This is a genomic window from Actinomadura keratinilytica, from assembly GCF_039539665.1.
Taxonomy (GTDB): domain Bacteria; phylum Actinomycetota; class Actinomycetes; order Streptosporangiales; family Streptosporangiaceae; genus Spirillospora; species Spirillospora keratinilytica.
Genome location: NZ_BAABDO010000002.1, coordinates 57,092 through 77,409, shown reverse-complemented (window position 1 = coordinate 77,409; position 20,318 = coordinate 57,092). Strand labels below are relative to the sequence as shown.

At 73.5% G+C, this 20,318-nt stretch carries 19 protein-coding genes; 7 read left to right on the top strand and 12 right to left on the bottom strand.

Going from position 1 to position 20,318, the window contains the following annotated elements; translation table 11 throughout:
* Positions 1-7: 7 nt before the first annotated feature.
* Positions 8-346 carry a hypothetical protein gene (locus ABD879_RS01075; protein ID WP_345016441.1) on the bottom strand — a complete coding sequence of 113 codons (339 nt, stop codon included), beginning with the start codon at positions 344-346 and terminating at the stop codon, positions 8-10.
* Complete coding sequence (locus ABD879_RS01070) at positions 343-639, bottom strand: hypothetical protein (protein ID WP_345016440.1); 297 nt, start codon at positions 637-639, stop codon at positions 343-345. Before ABD879_RS01070 ends, ABD879_RS01075 begins: the two co-directional genes overlap by 4 nt.
* Before the next feature lie 199 nt (positions 640-838).
* On the opposite strand from ABD879_RS01070, the gene ABD879_RS01065 reads away from it, so the two are divergent.
* The 4 genes from ABD879_RS01065 (at position 839) to ABD879_RS01050 (ending at position 4,342) form a co-directional block, all read left to right on the top strand.
* A complete protein-coding gene (locus ABD879_RS01065) occupies positions 839-2,212 on the top strand; it encodes an NsdA family TPR-like regulatory protein (protein ID WP_345016439.1) in 1,374 nt (457 codons plus the stop codon).
* A gap of 67 nt (positions 2,213-2,279) precedes the next feature.
* A complete protein-coding gene (locus ABD879_RS01060) occupies positions 2,280-3,335 on the top strand; it encodes an NsdA family TPR-like regulatory protein (protein WP_486303735.1) in 1,056 nt (351 codons plus the stop codon).
* A gap of 273 nt (positions 3,336-3,608) precedes the next feature.
* Positions 3,609-3,956 (top strand): ASCH domain-containing protein, encoded by a 348-nt coding sequence (locus ABD879_RS01055; RefSeq protein ID WP_345016437.1) that lies wholly within the window; start codon positions 3,609-3,611, stop codon positions 3,954-3,956.
* 140 nt (positions 3,957-4,096) lie between these two features.
* Positions 4,097-4,342, top strand: coding sequence for a DUF397 domain-containing protein (locus ABD879_RS01050; RefSeq protein ID WP_345016436.1), 246 nt, complete (start codon positions 4,097-4,099; stop codon positions 4,340-4,342).
* On the opposite strand, the gene ABD879_RS01045 is transcribed toward ABD879_RS01050, so the two are convergent.
* The 10 genes from ABD879_RS01045 to ABD879_RS01000 form a co-directional block, all read right to left on the bottom strand.
* Entirely contained in the window at positions 4,339-6,501 is a 2,163-nt protein-coding gene (locus ABD879_RS01045; RefSeq protein ID WP_345016435.1) for a bifunctional serine/threonine-protein kinase/ABC transporter substrate-binding protein, read from the bottom strand. The genes ABD879_RS01050 and ABD879_RS01045 overlap by 4 nt on opposite strands.
* Positions 6,502-6,578: 77 nt before the next feature.
* Positions 6,579-7,613, bottom strand: a complete 1,035-nt coding sequence (gene alc, locus ABD879_RS01040) for an allantoicase (protein ID WP_345016434.1) — start codon at positions 7,611-7,613, stop codon at positions 6,579-6,581.
* Positions 7,610-8,935, bottom strand: coding sequence for an allantoinase AllB (gene allB / locus ABD879_RS01035; protein WP_345016432.1), 1,326 nt, complete (start codon positions 8,933-8,935; stop codon positions 7,610-7,612). Before allB ends, alc begins: the two co-directional genes overlap by 4 nt.
* Positions 8,936-8,949: 14 nt before the next feature.
* Positions 8,950-11,277 (bottom strand): xanthine dehydrogenase subunit D, encoded by a 2,328-nt coding sequence (pucD, locus tag ABD879_RS01030; protein ID WP_345016429.1) that lies wholly within the window; start codon positions 11,275-11,277, stop codon positions 8,950-8,952.
* Complete coding sequence (locus tag ABD879_RS01025) at positions 11,277-12,626, bottom strand: 8-oxoguanine deaminase (RefSeq protein ID WP_345016426.1); 1,350 nt, start codon at positions 12,624-12,626, stop codon at positions 11,277-11,279. The genes pucD and ABD879_RS01025 overlap by 1 nt, the downstream gene beginning before the upstream one ends.
* The gene (locus ABD879_RS01020) at positions 12,623-13,102 is read right to left on the bottom strand and encodes a (2Fe-2S)-binding protein (protein WP_345016589.1); all 480 of its coding nucleotides are present in this window, start codon (positions 13,100-13,102) and stop codon (positions 12,623-12,625) included. The genes ABD879_RS01025 and ABD879_RS01020 overlap by 4 nt, the downstream gene beginning before the upstream one ends.
* Positions 13,102-13,974 carry an FAD binding domain-containing protein gene (locus ABD879_RS01015; protein ID WP_345016424.1) on the bottom strand — a complete coding sequence of 291 codons (873 nt, stop codon included), beginning with the start codon at positions 13,972-13,974 and terminating at the stop codon, positions 13,102-13,104. The genes ABD879_RS01020 and ABD879_RS01015 overlap by 1 nt, the downstream gene beginning before the upstream one ends.
* 9 nt (positions 13,975-13,983) lie before the next feature.
* Complete coding sequence (gene pucL, locus ABD879_RS01010; protein WP_345016423.1) at positions 13,984-14,847, bottom strand: factor-independent urate hydroxylase; 864 nt, start codon at positions 14,845-14,847, stop codon at positions 13,984-13,986.
* Positions 14,848-14,851: 4 nt separating this feature from the next.
* Positions 14,852-15,358, bottom strand: a complete 507-nt coding sequence (uraD, locus tag ABD879_RS01005; RefSeq protein WP_345016421.1) for a 2-oxo-4-hydroxy-4-carboxy-5-ureidoimidazoline decarboxylase — start codon at positions 15,356-15,358, stop codon at positions 14,852-14,854.
* 213 nt (positions 15,359-15,571) lie between these two features.
* The gene (locus ABD879_RS01000) at positions 15,572-16,366 is read right to left on the bottom strand and encodes an SDR family NAD(P)-dependent oxidoreductase (RefSeq protein WP_345016419.1); all 795 of its coding nucleotides are present in this window, start codon (positions 16,364-16,366) and stop codon (positions 15,572-15,574) included.
* Between the two features lie 192 nt (positions 16,367-16,558).
* On the opposite strand from ABD879_RS01000, the gene ABD879_RS00995 reads away from it, so the two are divergent.
* The 3 genes from ABD879_RS00995 to ABD879_RS00985 all read left to right on the top strand — a co-directional run bounded on the left by ABD879_RS00995 (position 16,559) and on the right by ABD879_RS00985 (position 20,176).
* Positions 16,559-17,719 carry a steroid 3-ketoacyl-CoA thiolase gene (locus ABD879_RS00995; protein ID WP_345016417.1) on the top strand — a complete coding sequence of 387 codons (1,161 nt, stop codon included), beginning with the start codon at positions 16,559-16,561 and terminating at the stop codon, positions 17,717-17,719.
* The gene (locus tag ABD879_RS00990) at positions 17,706-18,737 is read left to right on the top strand and encodes an MBL fold metallo-hydrolase (RefSeq protein WP_345016415.1); all 1,032 of its coding nucleotides are present in this window, start codon (positions 17,706-17,708) and stop codon (positions 18,735-18,737) included. The genes ABD879_RS00995 and ABD879_RS00990 overlap by 14 nt, the downstream gene beginning before the upstream one ends.
* Before the next feature lie 200 nt (positions 18,738-18,937).
* Positions 18,938-20,176, top strand: coding sequence for a cytochrome P450 (locus ABD879_RS00985; protein WP_345016413.1), 1,239 nt, complete (start codon positions 18,938-18,940; stop codon positions 20,174-20,176).
* Positions 20,177-20,318: the final 142 nt, after the last annotated feature.

Below are 20,318 nucleotides of genomic sequence, written 5' to 3'. Positions count from 1 at the left end.
CCGCCGGTCACCACTCCTCGTCGTCCAACTGGACGAAGGCGCCCGCCAAGCGCCGCCACCACGGCGGCCGCGGCGCCTCGCGCCGCCCGTACACCGGCGTGCGCACCTCCGCCGGACGCGGCGCCGCAGTGACGGGCCGCGGCACCGCAGGCCACCCGGCCCGCGCGGCCTCCAGACACCGGCCGAGTTCGACGGGGTCGCAGGACCCCACCAGGTGCACCCGGCCGGACGCGTCCCGCACCAGGCCCCACAGCTTGCCGGTGTGCTCCCCGCGCCATACCTGCGCCCCGGGGAACCGGGCGCGCAGCACCGAGAGCGCCTGGTCGGCGTTCTCACCGGCGGTCACCGCTGGGCCTCCGCGCCGCCCGACCGCTCGGCGAGGTGCATCATCACGTAGAGCGCCGCGTCGTCGGTGTGCTCGCCGTCGGCCTCGGCGATCGGCTCGCCGCGCGACGTCCAGAACCACGGCCTGCCGCCGTCCTCGGGCCGGGGGCGGCACGTGATGGTGTCACAGGCGTCCGGGTCGCCCTCGACCGCGACACGAAGCCCGTCCGCGCCGCACTCGACGACGAGTCCGCGCATGGACAGCCGCAGGCTCAGCGGCCACAGCGGGTCACGGGTGTCCGCACGCTCGTCCATAGTCGGTTCCTTCCTGCCGTCCTCGTCTTCGTGGGCGGACGGTCTCGGTCCCCTCCCACGGCGGACCGGCGGCCACCGCGCGTCCGCACGGCAGATTCAAAGCGCTGCGAACCCGTCACGGAACGTAGACAATGGCAGCACCTTCGGGGACACCCCCGCGCTGTCCCCGGCCACCCCGAACGAAAGGGTGTGAGGTGCCATGGAGCACGAGCGTCCGGCGTGGGCCGAACGCTTGCGCACCGAGCGCGAGTCGCGCGGCTGGGGGACCTTCGAGATGGCCCGGCAGCTACGCCAGGCCATCGGGATCACCAGCCACCCCGCGAACAAGGTCAAGGCGCTGGCCCGGCAGATCGCCCGTCACGAGAACGGTTACGTCTACCCCCGGGACTGGGTCACCGCCTACGCCAAGGTGTTCGACATCCCCGATACGGAACTCCGCCCCCCACCGAAGACAAACCCCCCTCAAACGAGCGACGATGGTGGACACCCATCCACCTCGCCCCAAGGGGGTGGCCCCACGAACCGCCGAGACGCCCTGAAACTGGGAGCCGCCGTCGCCGTCACCCCCGAGGTCCTGCACAAGGTCCTCCCCGACACCGCAGCCGAGGCGATGGAGTTCACCCGACGCGCCAACACCACCGCCATCGGCCACGGCACGTTCGACCACCTGGAATCGGTCATCGTCGCTCTCGACCGCAAGTACAACGTCGATCCGCCCGCCGACCTGTTCAGCACCGCGCACACCTACCGGCACCGGGTCGCCGAACTCATCGAGGGACCGCGGACGCTCAAGGAAGCCCGCGAGCTCTACGTCTGCGCGGCGTGGTTGTCGGAGATGCTCGCCTGGCTGGCGCATTGCCTTGGTGAACCGCTCGCCGCCGAAGCCTGGGCACTCGACGCGTTCCACCACGCCGACCAGGCCGGGCACGACGAGTTGTGCGCGTGGGCCTGTGACGCCATGGCCTCGGTCGCGATCTACCACGACCAGCCCGCACGAGCCGTCGCCGCAGCCCGGCGGGGCGTCGCCAAGGCGCCCGGACGGCATCCGCTGGCAGTCCATCTGCGCACCCAGGCCGCCCGCGCTCACGCCCGGCTGGGCGACCGGGAGGCGTGCGAGGAGATGTTCCGGCAGGCCCGCGACCTGCACGAACTGCTACCGGCGCGTGCTCCGCTCCGGCTCGCCCTGGACACGGCCGACCTGGCCCCCTTCGCCATCACCGGGCATGCGACGCAGGCGTATCTGTGGCTGGGCGACACCGAGCAGGGCGACTTCCGCCGCGCCAAGCAGCACGCCCAAGCCGCCATCGACGCTCAACTGGCCTTGCCCGCCCGGTCACGTTCGCCCATCAGGGAAGCCATGGCCCACATCGACCTCGCCATCGCACAGGCCCACCTGGGAGAACCGGAAGAGGCCGCCGCACTGGGACAGCAGGCGCTCACCACCGCACGCCGGGTGGATCCGGTGCGACGCCGCGCCGAGGATCTTCATCGGGTGCTCAACGACCGCTACCGCAAGCTGAACGCCGTCCGAGACCTCCGAGAGGCATACCGCCAGAACCGGCCGACAAAGTGACGATGCGACGCGGTCGTATCCGTGCGCCGATATCCACCAAGCCGGTTCGTCTGAGAGGGCCGGGTAGATGAAGCGCCGAGTCGCCCTAGGGTTGGGAATGGCGGCTGCCGTCGCCCCCGAGGTCCTGCAAGAGGTCCTTCACGAGAGCACGGCCGAGGCGATGGAGTTCACCCAGCGTGCCAACGCCACCGCCATCGGACGCGGTACGTTCGCGCATCTGGAGTCTGCGCTCGCCGCTCTCGACCGGAGCTACAACATCGATCCGCCCGCCGCCGTCTTCAGCACCGCACGCGCCTACCGCCTCTGGGTCGCCGAACTCATCGACGGTCCGCGCACTCTCAAGGAAGCCCGCGAGCTCTACGTCTGCGCGGCATGGTTCTCGGAGACGCTCGCCTGGCTGGCGCACGACCTCGGCGACCCGCTGGGCGCCGAGGCATGGGCGATCGACGCCTTCGAGCACGCCGAACAGGCCGGGCACGACGAGTTGTGCGCATGGGCCACCGACGCCATGGCCTCGATCGCGATCTACAACAACCGGCCTGCACGCGCCCTCGCGGCAGCGCAGCGCGGCATTGCCAAAGCAGCGGCGCGACACCCGCTGGCGGTCCGCCTGCGTGCCCAGGCGGCCCGCGCTCACGCCCGGCTCGGTGACCGGGACGCGGTCAAGGAGATGTTCCGGCAGGCCGGGGAGGTGTACGAGCGGCTGCCTGCCCGCGCCCCGCTGCGCTTCGACACGAGCACAGGCCACTTGGCGACGTTCGCCATGACGTCGTACCCGGCGTCAGCGTACATCTGGCTCGGCGACGCCGAATGCGGTGACTTCGCCCAGGCCAGGACGTACGCGCAAGCCGCCATCGACGCGCAACTGGCGTTGCCGGCCGCGTCCCGCTCCCCCAGCCGGGAGGCCATCGCACGCATCGACCTCGCCATCGCGCTGACAAAGCTGGGAGAACCGGAACAAGCCGCAGCACTGGGACAGCAGGCGCTCGGCACCTCACGCCTCGTGGACTCGGTGCGTTCACGAGCGGGCGACCTTGAGCACGTGCTCACCGTCCACTATCCGGACCTGCCCGTGGTGCGAGACCTCCAGGAGGCGTACCGCCAGAACCGGCCGACGAGGTGACGGTCGAGCGAGGCAGCCGGATCCGAGCCGAACATCCGCGCACCGCATCCACGAAGCCGGCAGTCCAGAAGCGGCGGGCGGATGGAACACCGAAACGCCCCGGCGCCCGCAGTGACGGCAGCCGTCACGCCCGAGGAGGCCGCCGCCCTGGGACAGCAGGCGCTCACCACCGCACGCCGGGTAGATCCGGCGGGATGACGGTTGGAGGCGGGCCCTGGGGGCCGTGCAGGATTTTCGGGAGGTGTATCGGAGCAGCCGGACGGTGAGGTGACGGTGGGCGAGGCGGTCAAGTCCGAGTTGAACATTCGGGCGCCGTATCTGAAGTTGATCAAAGACGGGGTGAAGACCGTCGAGGTGCGGGTCGGGTATCCGAGTATGCGCAGGATCCGGGCCGGGCAGGAGTTGACGTTCGTGTCCGGGGACGAGCGCGTGCCGACCCGTGTGATCCGGGTGGCCGAATACTCCTCGTTCGAGGCGATGCTCGACCGGGAGGATCCTCGGGCGATCGGGGGTGATCTCGGGGAGGATCGCGTGGAGTTGCTGAGGGTCATCCGCGGCATCTACCCGCCGGAGAAGGAAAGGCTCGGTGTGCTGGCTATAGAAATCCAGCTTCTCCGGTAGTCATTTCTCCCCCAAGTGGGCGAAAGGGGTTGCCCGGTGGCGGTGCGTGCGCGTGTTGGCACGCGAAGGAACAGGCGCGCGTGGATGGGCCGGGCTAGCCTGGGTGCCATCCCCCCACCCCGGATGGAGAAGGTGTGCCAGTGACCGAGCAGCAGCCGGTGCTCAGCGACGGCGTCATCATCGAGTTCATCGATGGCAAGGACGTGCCCGTGGACCACAAGGACTTCGGTGACCGGGCCGTGGTGATGCGCGACGCCAAGAACCCCGACGGCCCGATCCTGTACTTCACCGAGGCCGAGTGGGACGCCTTCATCGCCGGCGTCAAGGACGGCGAGTTCGACGACCTCCTGGAGGAGGAGCCTCCGCAGGAGCAGGCCCAGGCCTAGGAGATCCGCGCGGTGCGGGTGTCGCCCAGCAGGACGAACCGCCCGTTCCGCACCTGGTAGGCGTAGACGGCGGCGTCGATGATCTCGCCGTTGGTGGCGAACCGGATCCGCTGGGTCACCCCCTCCCGGTCCATCGAGCCGAGATGGGCGTTGATCTCCTCGCCGGTGCGCTTCCCCGCGGCCAGCGCGTCCAGGACGGCGTTCGCCGCGTCGTAGCCCTCGGCCGCGAACATCTCCGGCTGCGCTCCGCCGTTGGCCTTGGCGTACCGCTGCTGGAAGTCGGCGTATCGCGGCGGGGCCGCCTCCGCGGACGCGCCGGCGTTGAGGCAGGAGCAGGTGAGCACCGCGTCCTCGGCCGCCGTGCCCGCCAGGGTGGTCAGCTCGGGATCGAACGAGCCGTCGGTGAGGTAGAAGCGGGCGCGCACGCCCTCCCGGCGCGCTTGTTTGATCAGCGGCGCGGCCTCCGTGTAGACGCCGCCGTAGAACACCGCGCCGACGCCCGACCGCTTCATCTCGCGGACGACGGCGGAGAAGTCCCGCGCCTGCTCGGGGACGCGTTCGCGCAGCACCTTCACCGACCCGCTCTCCAGCCGGTCCTGGAAGGCATCGGCGTTCTTCCGCGCGTAGAGGGTCCCGTCGTCGATCACCATGACGCCGCCCGGGGCGCCCGATCGCAGCGCCAAGTCGGCGAGGGCGACGGCGGACGCGTCGGTGTCGGGCACGACGGAGTGCCAGTACCGCCAGCCGTAAGTCGACAGGGACTCGTTGGAGGCGCCGGGCGAGACGCTGGGCACGTCGTTCTCCTCCAACGTCGGTGCCATTTCTCCGGCCTCGCCGCTCAACGCGGGCCCGACCAGCGCCTGCGTCTCGTCGTTGACGATGCGGGTCGCCAGCACCTTCTTGTCCTCCTCGGCCGCCGTGTCGTACTCCACCAGCCGCGCCCGCACCCGCGGTCCGCGGGCGTTGTACTCGGCCACCGCCAGCCGGGCGCCGGCGAGCATGGGCCTGCCGAGGTGAGCGTTTTCGCCCGACAGGGGGCCGGCGAAGCCCACGGTGACGGTCGCCCCGCCGTCGGTTCCGCCGCTCCGGCCGGTTCCGCCGGTTCCGCCGTCGCGCAGCAGCGGGGCCACCGCGAACGGCAGGATGATCGCCGAGGCGGCCAGCGGGACGGCGGCGATCAGGGCGGGTCGCCGCCGGCGGCGCCGGCGGCGTGGGGACGGCACGGTGCCCGGCGATGACACCTGCGGCGGCGGAGGGCCCGCGGGCACGTCCTGGATCACTTCGGTGAGCCGGGTGGTGACGAGGGTCGCGCCGCGTTGCAGGGGGTCGCCGGAGCCGGACGGGGAGTGCGCGCCGACCAGGCCGAGCAGGCGCAGCAGCACATCCTGGGCGGACGGGCGGCGCTCGGGAGCCTTGGCCAGGCAGGCGCCGACGATCTCGGCCAGCGGCCCCGGCAGCACGCCGACGTCGGCCTCGGCGTGCAGGACGCGGTGCATCACCGCCGGGACCGAGTCCCCGCCGAACGGGGGACGCCCGGTGGCGGCGAACAGGAGGGTGCCGCCCCACGCGAACATGTCGGCGGCGGGGCCGATCGCGCCGCCCGCCACCTGCTCGGGCGCCATGTAGGCGGGTGTTCCGACGACCTGGCTGGTGACGATGGCGGTGTCGTCGCCCAGGGCTCGGGCGATGCCGAAGTCGATGACGCGCGGGCCCCCGGCCCCCATCAGCACGTTCTGCGGTCTGAAGTCGCGGTGCACGATTCCGGCGCGGTGGATGGCCGCCAGCGCCGTGGCGGTGCCGATCGCCAGCCGCAGCAGCGCGGAGTCGTCCATCGGCCCCTCGTCGCGGACCAGCGCGGCCAGCGACGGCCCGGACACGAACTCGCTGACGATGTACGGCCGGTTGCCGTCGATGTCGGCGTCCAGCACCCGGGCCGTGCAGAACCCGGCGACCCGCTGGGCCACCTCCAGTTCCCGCACGAACCGGGAACGGGCGGCGGGGTCGCGGCTGAGCCGGGCGTGCAGCAGTTTGACCGCGACCTGCCGGCCGCCCGCGTCCCGCCCGAGGTAGACCGCGCCCTGGCCGCCTTCGCCGAGCCGCCCGGTCAGCGTGTACGCGCCGATCCGGGTCGGGTCGTCCGGCAGCAGGGGGTCGGCCATCGGGTCCTCCAGAGCGCGTCGCGGCGGGCCGGCCCGCCTGCTCGAACCGGCATCTGTTGGACGCGCAACGGCCCGTTTCAGTTGGTCAGTTCGTGCCAGCGGGCGGTGAGGAGGCTTTCGCCGTCGGGGGCGAGGTCGCCGAACAGGCGCAGGCGGGCCAGGCCGCCGTCGGGGTGGATGTCGACGCGGACGTGCGTGACCTCGCGGTCGCCGGGCAGGCGGAAGCGGTGCCGCCCGTCGGGTTGCACGCGGGTGCGGGCGAGGAGTTCCCGCCAGGCGGACGCGTCGTCCAGCGAGGCGCGGCGGGCGTCCAGGCCCCACAGGGTGACGGCGCCGGGCGCGTTGTACCGCAGGTTGCTGGTGTCGATCTCGGCGAGGCGGATCACTCCGGGGGCGGCGAGCCGCACGACCGCCCACTCGTGGCCGGGTTCGCGGCGCCGCGCGGTCTCCCACCCTTCGGCCTGGTTGCGGGCCAGCCCGGGAAACAACATGTTGTCGGGCGCCGAGTAGAACCCGTTGGAGCAGGCGACGACGCGGCCGCCGTTCTCCAGCGCGGCCAGGTCGATGGTGAGGCCGGTGAGCAGCCGCGGGTCGGGGACGACGTCGCCGTGCACGCGCAGCCGGGCCACGCCGCCGTCGGGGTGGATGTTCAGCCGCACGTGCGTGAAGCGCCGCTCCACCCCGGCGACGGTGAACTCGTGCGCGGTATCGCCTTTGAGCGGGCTCATGGGGACGATCTCCACCCAGTCGGCGGCGGCGACCTCGGCGGGCGAGGGGTGGCCGTCCACCGCGCACGCCTCCACCGACGCGTGCGGCGGGAAGTTGCCGGTGAAGTGGGCGGTGTCGATGACGACGCCGCGGATGACGCCGGGCAGGCCGAGCCGGACGATCGCCCAGTCGTGCCCGAGCCGCCCGTCCGGGCCGGGGCGGCGCCGCGCGGTCTCCCAGCCGTCGTACTCCTGGCCCTTGGCGCCGAACGTCTGCGGCCGGAACGCCGGGGCCCACGGGTTGATCAGGTTCTCCTTGGCGGCGAACGACTCGTCGCTGGCGGCGATCACCGCGCCGCCCAGGGTGCGGACGGCCAGGTCGGGCAGGGCGGTGGCGTCGCTCACGGGCGCACCCTGGTCAGCAGCTCGCCGCGCGGCGTGCCGTCGTCGACGAGCACGCCCCGCACCCAGGTGGCCCGGACGACGCCGCTCAGCGCGCGTCCGGCGTACGGGGTGACGGGATGGCGGTGCCGCAGCCGGTCGGGATCGACCATGAACGTCCGGTCGGCGGCGAACGCGACCAGGTCGGCGTCGTGGCCGACGGCGATGCGGCCCTTGCGGGCGTCCAGCCCGGCCAGCGCGGCGGGTTCCTCGGCCATCCAGCGCGCCACCGCGTCCAGCCCGTGCCTGCGGGAGGCGGCGGCCGTCCACATCACCGGCAGGGCGATCTGCAGGGAGGAGATCCCGCCCCACGCGGTGCGGAAGTCGCCGCGTTTGAGCTCCGGCGTGCAGGGCGAGTGGTCGGACACCACGCAGGAGATCACGCCGTCGGCGAGCGCTCCCCACAGCTCCTCGCGGTTGCCCTTGTCGCGGATGGGCGGGCAGCACTTGAACGAGGTGCCGGTCACGCCGGGGACGTCCTCGGGCGCGAGCGTCAGGTAGTGCGGGCAGGTCTCGGCGGTCACCGGCAGCCCGTCGCGCTGGGCGTCGGCGATCGGTCCCAGGCAGGCGGCGGCGGACAGGTGCAGGATGTGCGCCCGCACGCCCGTCTCCTCCACCAGGCGGATCACCCGCTGCACGGCGGCGCGTTCGGCGTCCGGCGGGCGGGACGCGGCGAACGCCGCGAAGTCGGCGCCGCGCGGCTCGCCCAGCGCGTCCGGGTCCTCGGCGTGCACGGCCACCAGCCCGCCGAGCATGGCGATCTCGGCGAACGCCTCGCGCATCTGCCGCGGGGTCAGCGGCGGGAACTCCGGCACGCCCGAGTCGCAGGTGAAGCATTTGAACCCGAACACGCCCCGCTCGTGCAGGGGACGCAGCTGCGGCAGGTTGCCGGGGACGGCGCCGCCCCAGAACCCCACGTCGACGAAGCACTGGCCGGCGGCCGTCTTGCGCTTGACCGCCAGGGCGTAGGGCTCGGTGGTCGGGGGCAGCGAGTTGAGCGGCATGTCGAGCAGCGTCGTCACGCCCCCGGCCGCGGCGGCGCGCGTGGCGCTGGCGAAGCCCTCCCATTCGGTGCGTCCCGGCTCGTTGACGTGCACGTGGGTGTCCACCAGGCCCGGCAGCAGCGCGACGTCGCCGAGATCGACCTCCTCGGCGGCGGCGAACGGGGCGTCCAGGGCCCCGATCGCGGCGATCACCCCGTGCCGCACGGCCACCGCGGCCGCCCGCTCCCCCGTCGGCAGCACCGTCCGGCGGGAGCGGACGACCAGATCGTACGGTTCGTTCACCTCGGTCACTGTGTTCACGCGGCACCCCCCGGCAGGGATATGTCCTCAGGACGGACGGGTACTCGTGTGAGCGGCCGGCCGGTCGCGTCCCGGATGGCGGCGACGATCGCGGGCGTGGACGACAGGGTGGGCGGCTCGCCCGCGCCGCGCAGCCCGTAGGGGGCGTGCGGGTCCGGGTATTCGACGATGTCCAGCCGCATCGGCGGCATGTCGAGGATGGTGGGGATCAGGTAGTCGGTGAACGAGGGGTTGCGGACCCGGCCGCCCGCCACCTGGATCTCCTCCATCAGCGCCAGCCCGAGCCCCTGCGCGGTGCCGCCGTGGATCTGGCCCTCCAGCGCCTGCGGATTCATGATCTTGCCGACGTCCTGGACGGCGGCCAGCTCCACCACCTTGACCAGGCCGAGTTCGACGTCCACGTCCACCACGGCGCGGTGCACGCACAGGGCGAGCTGGTTGTGGCTGTTCCCCTGCCCGGTGACGGGGTCCATCCGCTGCGTGGGCCGGTGGCGGTACTCGCGGGTCGCCTCGATGGCGGCGCCGCCGAGGACGTCCTCGATCGACGCCACGACCTGCGCGTCCCGCGCCACGATCTTGCCGTCGCGCACCGACAGCCCGGACGCGTCGAGCCCGAGCCGCCGCCCGGCCCGCGCCAGCAGCTCGGCCCGCACGGCCTCGCACGCGGTCTTGACGGCGCCGCCGGTCATGTAGGACTGGCGGGACGCGCTGGACGACCCGGCGTCCCCCACCCGGTTGTCGGCGGGGTGGATCGTCACCCGCTGCACGCCCAGCTCGGTGCGGGCGATCTGCGCCTGCAACGTGACCAGGCCCTGCCCGACCTCGGCGGCGGCCGTGTGCACCAGCGCGGCCGGCTCCCCGCCGATCACCTCCAGCCGCACCCGCGCCGTGGAGTAGTCGTCGAACCCCTCGGAGAAGCAGATGTTCTTCAGGCCGACGCCGTAGCCGACGCCGCGCACGACGCCCTCGCCGTGCGTGGTCTGGGACGCGCCGCCCGGCAGGTCGCGGATGTCGGGGGACGGGCCGGGCGGCGGCGGCAGCGGCATCGCCTCCAGCCGGTCCAGCAGCTCGGCCAGCGGCGCCGGGGAGTCGATCACCTGGCCGGTGGCCAGCCTGGAGCCCTGGCGGACGGCGTTGCGCCGCCGCACCTCCAGCGGGCCGATCCCGCAGGCCGCGGCCAGCTTGTCCATCATCGACTCGTAGGCGAAGCACGCCTGCACCGCGCCGAACCCGCGCATCGCGCCGCACGGCGGGTTGTTGGTGTACACGCCGTACGCGTCGATGCTGATGTTGGGGATCTCGTACGGGCCGACGCCCAGCGAGGCCGCGTTGGCGGTGACGTTCAGCGTGGAGGAGGTGTACGCGCCGCCGTCCAGCACGATCTCCACGTCGGCGTACAGCAGGCGGCCGTCGCGGGTGGCGCCGTACTCGTACCGCATCAGCGCCGGATGCCGGTGCACGTGCCCGAAGAACGACTCGTACCGGTTGTAGGACATCTTCACCGGGCGGCCCGTGCGCAGCGCCAGCATGCCCGCGTGGATCTGCATGGACAGGTCCTCGCGTCCGCCGAACGCGCCGCCCACGCCCGCCAGCGTCATGCGGATCTGGTCTTCGCGCAGCCCCAGGCACGGCGCGATCTGCCGGATGTCGTTGTGCATCCACTGGGTGGACACGTACATGTCCAGGCCGCCGTCCTCGGCGGGCACGGCCAGCCCGGACTCGGGGCCGAGGAACGCCTGGTCCTGGATGCCGACCTCGTACTCGCCCGACACCACGACCTCGGCCTGCCGCTTGGCCCGCGCGACGTCCCCCACGCGCACCGGCTGGTACCGGCAGACGCCGCCGCGTTCCTGCACCCGGTTGCCCTCGGGGTCGGCGATGACGGCGCGCGGGTCGGTGACCGGCTCCAGCACCTCCCACTCGACCGCGATCCGCTCCATCGCGCGGCGCGCGATCTCCGGGTGGTCGGCGGCGACCAGCGCGACCGGCTCGCCCTGGTGGCGGACCTCGCCGATGGCCAGCACCGGCTGGTCCCGCGTGCCGTCCAGCCCGTACTTCTTCTCGCCGGGGACGTCCTCGTGCGTCAGGACGGCGTGCACGCCCGGTGCGGCCAGCGCGGGGCCGACGTCGATGGAGGCGATGCGGGCGCGCGGGTGCGGGCTGCGCAGCGTGGCGCCCCACAGCATGCCGTCCATCCACAGGTCGGAGGCGTAGGCGAACTCGCCGGTGGCCTTCAGGGTGCCGTCGGGCCGGGGCGGGCTGTCCCCCACCCCGCCGAGGCCGGGCGCGGCGATCCGGCCGGGGCTGCGCGCCGGCGCGGTCATCACACCACCTCCTCGGCGAGCGCCATGAGACGGCGGTGGGCGTCGGCCCCGCGGCGGGCGGCCTCGTCCTGCGGGACGGTGGCGAGCACGCCGTCCTCGACCACGGTGCGGCCGCCGACCAGCAGGCGGGCCAGCGGCGGCGTCCGCCCGAACACCAGCGCCACCACGGGGTCGTCGACGGCGGCGTGGAAGCCGTCCACCCGCCACAGCGCGATGTCGGCGAGCCGGCCCGGCTCCAGCGTGCCGAGTTCGTCCTGGCGGCCCAGGCAGCGGGCGCCGCCGAGGGTGGCCATCTCCAGGGCCTGCCGGGCGGTCAGCGCGGTCGGCCCGTACCGGGCGCGCTGCATGTAGACGGCCTGCCGCAGCTCCCCGGCCAGCGGCACCAGTTCCGCCGACGCGGCCCCGTCCACGCCCAGCCCGACCGGTGCGCCCGCCGCCAGCAGGTGCGCGACGCGGGCGATGCCCGCGCCGAGCCGCGCGTTGGAGCTGGGGCAGTGCGCCGTGCCGGTGCCGGTCTCGGCCAGCCGGGCGATGTCGGAGTCGTGCAGGTGGACGCAGTGCGCCAGCCACACGTCGGAGCCCAGCCAGCCGATCGAGTCCATGTACTCGACGGGCGTCATGCCGAAGTGCCGCTTGGTGTGCTCTTCCTCGTCGAGGGTCTCGGCGAGGTGGGTGTGCAGCCGGACGCCCTTGGCGCGGGCCAGTCCGGCGGCCGCCACCAGCAGCTCCTTGCTCACCGAGAACGGCGAGCACGGCGCGACCGCGACGCGCAGCATCGACCCGGGCGAGGGGTCGTGGTACCGGTCGATCGCGGCCTCGGTCTCGGCGAGGATCGTGTCGAGGTCCTCGACCACCTCGTCCGGCGGCAGGCCCCCGTGGGAGCGGCCGCGGTCCATGGAGCCGCGGCAGGGGTGGAACCGGACGCCCACCTCGGCCGCCGCCTCGATCTCGGCGGCGAACAGGTCGCCGCGCCCCTTGGGGAACACGTAGTGGTGGTCGGTCGTGGTGGTGCAACCGGACAGCGCCAGCCAGGCCAGGCCCGCGCTCGCCGCGCCCCGCACCACCTCGGCGTCCATCCGCGCCCACACCCGGTAGGAGGCCACCAGCCACTCGAACAGCGTGCTGTCGACGGCCAGGCCCTGGGTCGCCCACTGGTACAGGTGGTGGTGGGTGTTGACCAGGCCGGGGGTGGCCAGGCAGCCGGTGCCGTCGATGCGTTCCGCGCCGTCGATGCGGGGCGCGGGGCCGGGGCCCACCGCCGCGATGCGGTCGCCGTCGATGACGATGTGCCCGCCGGGGTGCTCGTCCCCCGCCACGGTGACGACGTAGGCGTTCTCGATGACCTTCATCGGGCGGCCGCCTTCCGCCGCGCGGCCAGCCGCACCGCGTCGAGGATCTTCTCGTAGCCGGTGCAGCGGCACAGGTTGCCCGCCAGCGCCTCGCGGATCTGCGCGTCCTGCGGGTCGGGCACCCGGCTGAGCAGGTCGTGCGCCTGGACGACCAGCCCCGGCGTGCAGAACCCGCACTGCACGGCGCCCGCCTCCACGAACGCCTCCTGCACCGGGTCGAGCCGCTCGCCGCCCCGGTCGGCCAGCCCCTCCACGGTGCGGACGCGGCGGCCCTCCACCTGCCCGGCGGCCACCAGGCAGGCGCACACCGGCACGTCGTCCAGGTACACGGTGCACGACCCGCACTCGCCCTGCTCGCACGCGTTCTTGGAGCCGGGCAGGCCCATCCGCTCGCGCAGCACGTACAGCAGGCTCTCGCCCTCCCACACGTCGTCCACGGTCTCCGCGCGACCGTTGACGGTGAAGTCGACCCGCATCACGAGGCCCTCCGTCCAGCCACGTAGTCGTTCCACGCCCAGCTCAGCGTGCGGCGCGCCAGGACCGCCAGGGCGTGCCGGCGGTAGTCGGCGGTGCCGCGCACGTCGTCGATCGGGGACGCCGCGGCGGCGGCCAGCTCGCCGAACCGCCGTGCGACCGCCGGGTCCAGCGGCCGCCGCCCCGCCCAGTCCAGCTCGGCCGACGCGAACTCCTCGGCGGCGGTGGCGCGGCGCGGCGTCGGCGCCGCCGACCCCAGCCCGGTGCCGACCCGGCGCCGCTCGGGGTGCAGCGCGACGGCGAACGAGCACACCGCGATCACCATGGCGTTGCGGGTGCCGACCTTGGCGAAGTACTGGGGGCCGCTCGCCGGGGCGATCCAGAACGCCCGGATCAGCTCGTCGTCGCGCAGCGCGTTGGCCTTGACGCCGGTGAAGAACTCCGCCGCCGGGATCATCCGCACGCCGCGCCGCGCCGACTCCACCTCGATCTCGGCGCCGCCCGCCAGCAGCGGCGGATGCCCGTCCCCGGCGGGCGAGGCGGCGCCCAGGTTCCCGCCGATCGTGCCGCGGTTGCGGATCTGCGGCGACCCCACCGTGCGGGACGCCTGCGCCAGCCCCGGCAGCCGGTCGCCCAGCTCCGCGATGAGCCGCGCGTACGGCACCCCGGCGCCGACCCGCAGCCGCCCGTCGCCCGCGACGTCCCACTCGGCCAGCTCCCTCACCGGGTTCAGGTCGAGCAGCGCCGCGGGCCGGCGCACGGCGAAGTTGATCTCGACCATGACGTCCGTGCCGCCCTGGATGGGCACGGCGCCGGGCCGCTCGGCCTTGGCGGCCAGCGCGTCCGCCCAGCTCGCCGGGCGCAGGAACTCCATGCCCCTCCCCTAGCTCCAGGCCCCCGGCGCCGTCGGGACCGCGTCGTCCAGGACGGTGCCCTCGATCAGCCCGTACGGGCGGTCCGCGGCGAAGAAGACCTCGTTGTCGTTGTCCATGCCGAACGGCGCCAGGTCCACCGCGAAATGATGCCTGTTCGGCATGGACAGCCGTACCTCGCAGATCTCCCCGCACTCCGCCAGCACATGCCGCCCCATCTGGTAGAGGGTCTGCTGCAGCGACAGGCTGTGGGTGCCGGCGAACGCCTCCAGCAGGCACCGCCTGGCCCGCTCGTACGACCGGCCCCACGCGGCGTCGGTGCTCCGGTGCCGCCAGCGCGCCGTCACCGACGTCGCCAGGATCCGGTCGCGGGTGGGTTCCAGGGTGGTGTACTCGTCGCGGATGAACCCGTGGAACTCGCTGCCGGTGGAGTTGAGCACCACCAGGTCGGTCAGCCCCGACACCACCGACTCGCGCCCGCCCGGCCCGTCGCTGTGGACGAGCGCCGTCCTGACCTCCCGGCCCGACCGGACGAACGAGTGGGGGCCCTGGCGCTCCCAGGCGTACTCGGCGATCTCGACCCGGGCGTGCCGGATGGTCGGCTGCGAGGCGACGAAGTGCCGGGCCAGCAGCAGCCCGAAGTCCTCGATCTCCCCGATGCCGTGCTTGCGGGCGAAGGCGAACACGGTGTTCTTCTGCGAGTCCGTCGGCAGGACCGCCGCGTTGTCGCCCGTCAGGTGCACCGCGTCCATGTCCCCCGACAGGGAGATGCTGACGTTGAGGTCTCTGAGGTGATGCGTTGCGCCGTCCCTGCTGACGCGGACGACCCGCGTCTCGGCCTTGCCGTACCGGTTCGGCCCCAGAACGATCGCCACCGGCCTACCCTCCTCCCAGCAGCTTCGCCAGCCGCAACTCGGTGATCTTCGCCAGCTCGTCGCGGACCACCGCCCGCTCGGCCTCGGGGGCGTTGGCCAGCCGGGTGCGCAGCGCGGCGAGCATCTCCGCCGCGCCGCGCCCCGTCGCGCGGATCAGGAACACGTGCCCGAACCGCCGCTCGTACTCCCGGTTGCCCTCGGCGAGAGCGGCCTTCAGGTCGTCACCGGCGTCCGCCATCCCGGCCTGCTCGCCGCGCGACCAGGCCGCTTCCCGCGACGCGCCGCCCGCCCGCTCGCCGATCCGGGGATGGGCCCGCAGCGCCTCCTCGACGTCGCCCCAGTCCAGGCCGTCCATCGCGGCGGCGGAGGCCGCCCACAGCGCCGCCCGGTCGGCGAACGGACGCTTCGCCGCCACCTGCGCCGCCCACCGCCGCGAGGCGCAGCAGGTGCGCAGCTCGGCCTCCGCCTCCTCGCGGGGCAGCCCGTTCAACCGCCGCAGACCAGGATCCACCGGCACCTCCCGACGTGTGGGTGCTGTCCCCTGAGTACACACACCTCATGCCGCCGGGTCGAGATCCCGTTCCCCCGAACACCGCCGCCGTTCCGCGCCGGGTTTCGTACGTTCCTACGAATCGCTCGGGCGCGCCGCGGGGCGGTGATCGGCCGGGCGGCCGGCCGGGAGGGGACGGCGCGCGGCACCGGATCGCGCGGCCGCGCGGCGGCGCTAGGGCAGGATCGCGTCGATGTAGCCGCCGTCCGCGCGAAGCGCCCCGCCCGTGGTGGCCGACGCCGCGTCCGAGCTGAGGTAGACGACCATGTTGGCGATCTCCTCGGGCTCGATCAGGCGGCGCAGCAGCGAGCCGGGGCGGTGCTCGGCCATGAAGCGCCGCTGGGCCTCGTCCCAGGGCACGTCGCCGCCGACCATCTCGGCGACGAAGTCCTCCACCCCTTCGGTGTGGGTGGGGCCGGCCATGACGGTGTTGACGGTGACCCCCGTCCCCTTCGCGGCCTTGGCGTAGCCGCGGGCCACGGCGAGCAGCGCGGTCTTGGTCATGCCGTAGTGCACCATCTCCTCGGGGATCGCCACGGCCGAGTCGCTGGCGATGAACTGCACCCGCCCCCAGCCGCGCTCCATCATCCCGGGCAGGTACAGCCGCGTCAGCCGCACCCCCGACAGCACGTTGACCTCGAAGAACCGGCGCCACTCGGCATCGTCGATCTCCAAGACGGGCCGCGGCTCGAAGATCCCGAGGTTGTTGACCAGGATGTCCACCCGCGGCACCCGCTCCGCCACGGCCTGCGCGCCGTCGGCGGTGCCCACATCGGCGGCGACGCCGACCAGCTCGGCGCCGGGCACCTGGGCCCGCAGGGCCTCCAGCGCCTCGCTCACGCTCCGCTCGGACCGCCCGTTCACCACGGTCGCGGCCCCCGCCCTGGCCAGCCCGGCGGCGATGGCCCGTCCGATGCCCTTGGTGGAACCGCTGACGAACGCGGTGCGTCCGCTCAAATCGATCTTCATACCCGCCTACCTCCCCACCCCCACCAGCATCACACCTAACAGACACGTCGCTCGAAACGCTCGGTGCGGAGGAGCCGAGGTGGAGCGGGTTCGCAGGGTGGAGTGCTGGTGGCAGAACCCTGGCAAGGAAAAGTAGAACAAGTTACATTCTGGAGAGTCCGGTTCGGGACGTCGCGTCTGGGAGGCGCCGCTATGGGCAGGCCGGTGATCGTCGAGGCGGTGCGCACGCCGCTGGGCAAGCGCAACGGGTGGCTGGCGGGGCTCAAGGCGCAGGCCGTCCTGGCGCATGCGCTCAGGGCGGTCGTGGAGCGGGCGGACGTGGACGCGGCCGAGGTGGAGGAGGTCTTCGCCGGGTGCGTCACGCAGGCGGGTGAGCAGGGCGGCCACGTGGGGCGGTACGCCTGGCTGTACGCGGGGCTGCCGTGGCAGACGGGCGTCACCACCATCGACGCGCAGTGCGGGTCGGCGCAGCAGGCGGTGCACCTGGCGGCGGCGCAGATCGCGGCGGGCGCGGTGGACGTGGCGATCGGGTGCGGCGTGGAGGTCATGAGCCGGTCTCCGCTGGGCAGCAACGTGCTGCCCGCCAAGCCGCGTCCGGACGACTGGTCGATCGACATGCCGAACCAGTTCGAGGCCGCCGAGCGGATCGCGCGGCGGCGCGGGCTGACGCGGGACGACCTGGACGCCTTCGGGGTCCGCTCCCAGCAGCTCGCCGCCAAGGCTTGGGCGGACGGCCGCTTCGACAGGGAGATCGCCCCGATCGAGGCGCCCGTGCTGGACGAGGAGGGGCGGCCCACCGGGCAGACGCGCACGGTCACCCGCGACCAGGGGCTCCGGGAGACGACGCGCGAGGGCCTGGCCCGGCTCAAGCCCGTCCTGGGCGAGGGGGCGCTGCACACGGCCGGCACGTCCTCGCAGATCTCCGACGGGGCGGCGGCCGTGCTGCTGATGTCGGAGGAGAAGGCCGAGGCGCTGGGGGTGCGTCCCCGCGCGCGCATCAGGGCCCAGGCGCTGGTGGGGGCCGAGCCGTACTACCACCTGGACGGGCCGGTGCAGTCGACCGAGCGGGTGCTGGCCCGCAGCGGGATGGCGCTCGGCGACATCGACCTGGTGGAGATCAACGAGGCGTTCGCGTCGGTGGTGCTGTCCTGGGCGTCGGTGCACCGGCCGGACATGGACAGGGTCAATGTCAACGGCGGTGCCATCGCGCTCGGGCATCCGGTGGGCGCCACCGGGGCCCGGCTGGTCACCACGGCGCTGCACGAGCTGGAGCGCCGGAACGCCGCGACCGCGCTGGTCACCATGTGCTGCGGCGGGGCGCTGTCCACGGCGACCGTCCTTGAGCGCCTCTGAGCCGGTGCGGCCGCGGCATCTGGGCGGGGGGCTGTGGAGCGTGCCGGTGCCCATCCCCGGCAATCCGCTGGCGTACACGCTGGTCTACGCGCTGGAGAGCGCGCGCGGCCCGGTGCTGGTGGACGCCGGCTGGGAGCACGAGGACGCCTGGGCGGCGCTCGGCGAGGGGCTCGGGGCGTTCGGCATGGACGTCGCCGAGGTGTACGGGGTCGTCGTCACGCACCACCACCCCGACCACGCGGGCCTGGCGGGACGGGTGCGCGAGGCGTCCGGGGCGTGGATCGCCATGCACCGGGAGGACGCGGAGATCGTCCGGCGGTTCCGCGAGATGGTGGAGCGCGACGCCGGCCGGTCCTGGCGGCTGGACACGCTGCGCCGGGCCGGGGCGGACGAGGCGGAGCTGGCCGCGCCGGGCCGTGCGGGCGCGCGGCGGGTCCGGCACGTGGACCCGCCCGCCGAGCCCGACCGCGAGCTCGACGACGGCGACCTGGTGGACCTGCCCGGACGCCGGCTGCGCGCGATCTGGACGCCCGGCCACTCCCCCGGCCACATCTGCCTGCATCTGGAGGACGACGGCCGGCTGTTCACCGGGGACCACGTGCTGCCCCGGATCACCCCGCACATCGGGCTGTATCCGTATGACCGGCCGGGCGTCGATCCGCTCGGCGACTTCCTGGCGTCGCTGCGCCGCGTCGCCGGGCTGCCCGCGGCCGAGCGCGCCGAGGCGCTGCCCGCCCACCAGCACCGCTTCACCGGCCTGGCGGAACGCGCCCGCGCGATCATCGGGCACCACGAGGACCGGCTCGCCGAGGTCGCCGCGCTGCTGGGCGCCGAGCCGGTGACGCTGTGGCAGGTCGCGGCGGGCCTGAGCTGGCGTTCGCCGTGGGAGGCGATGGCGCTGGCGGACCGGGAGATGGCGGCGGGCGAGGCGGCCGCGCACCTGCGCACCCTGGAGCGGCGCGGCGTCGCGCGGCGGGACGGGGCCGACGCCCCGATCCGGTTCGTCCGCGCCGCCTGATTCGCCCCGTCCGGGTTCGACCCGCGCGGCGACGTGCCCGAACGCGACGCGGGCAACTTGCGTGAGACTCTTGATGAGACTCCCGTCTCATGTTAGAACCGGTTCTATCCAGCAAACCAAGCAAGCGTTCGATCACGGTCCGGCGTCCCGCGACGGCGCCCGCCGAGAGCACCCACCCGACACCCGCTCCGAGGACGGCCATGGCCCCTGAGATCAACGTCATCGATCCCGGCGTCTACGAGACCGGCGGAGTCCCGCACGAGCAGTTCGCCTGGCTGCGCGCGAACGACCCGGTGCACTGGCATCCCGATCCCTACGAGGGGGTGCCGGGCTTTTGGGCGATCACCCGGCACGCGGACGTGGTGCACGTCTCGCGGCATCCGGAGCTGTTCTCCTCGCACGCCCGCACCGCGATGTTCGAGGAGTTCGCCGACGAGGACATCGCCCTGTACGGGACGATGATGCTGTTCCAGGACCCGCCGGACCACACCCGGCTGCGCGCCATGGTCAACCGCGGCTTCACCCCGCGCATGATCGGCAAGCTGGAGCAGCACATCCGGGAGATCTGCCACCGGCTCATCGACGAGGCGGTGCCGCTGGGCGAGTGCGACTTCGTCGAGCACTTCGCCGCGCCGCTGCCGCTGTACACGATCTGCGAGCTGCTCGGCGCGCCGCTGGAGGAGCGCAAGCAGATCTTCTACTGGTCCAACAAGCTGGTGGCCTTCAACGACCCCGAGTTCATCGGCGACCGCTCCGACAGCGCCCGGTACGCCGCCGAGTTCCTGGACTGGGCGGCCGAGCTGGCCGAAAAGCGCGCGTCCGATCCGCGCGACGACATCGTCACCAAGCTGCTGCAGCCGGCGCCGGACGGCACCCGGCTGAGCCTGTCGGAGTTCCAGATGTTCGTGCTCATGCTGTCGATCGCCGGCAACGAGACCACCCGCACCGCCACCGCGGGCGGCATGCAGGCGTTCTTCGAGCGGCCCGAGCAGTGGGAGCGGCTGAAGGCCGACCGGAGCCTGCTGCCGTCGGCGGTGGAGGAGATCGTCCGCTGGGTCTCGCCGATCAACCAGTTCCGCCGCACCGCCACCGCCGACACCGAGGTCGGCGGCAAGACGATCCGCGCGGGCGACAAGGTGGTGCTGTTCTACCCGTCGGCGAACCGGGACGAGGCGGTGTTCGACGACCCGTTCGCCTTCGACATCGGCCGCGACCCCAACCCGCACCTGGGCTTCGGCGGCGGCGGCCCGCACTACTGCCTGGGCACCCACCTGGCCCGGATGAACCTGAAGATCATCTTCGAGACGATCCTGGACCGGGTGCCCGACATCGCCCCGGCGGGCGAGCCGCGCCGGCTGCGGTCCAACTTCGTCAACGGCTACAAGGAGCTGCCCGTCCGCTTCACCCCCCGCGCCCGCCGCACCGCCCAGGCCCGGTGACGGGCGCCCCGGCGTCGATCTGGCCGATACCGGCGCCCACGCGCCCGGCGGCGGCCCGCGCGACCGGCCGGCCCGGCCGCCGCCCCCACCTGGGCCTCGGCGGCGGCCCGCACCGCCGCCCGGGCGCCCGCCTCGCCCGCCC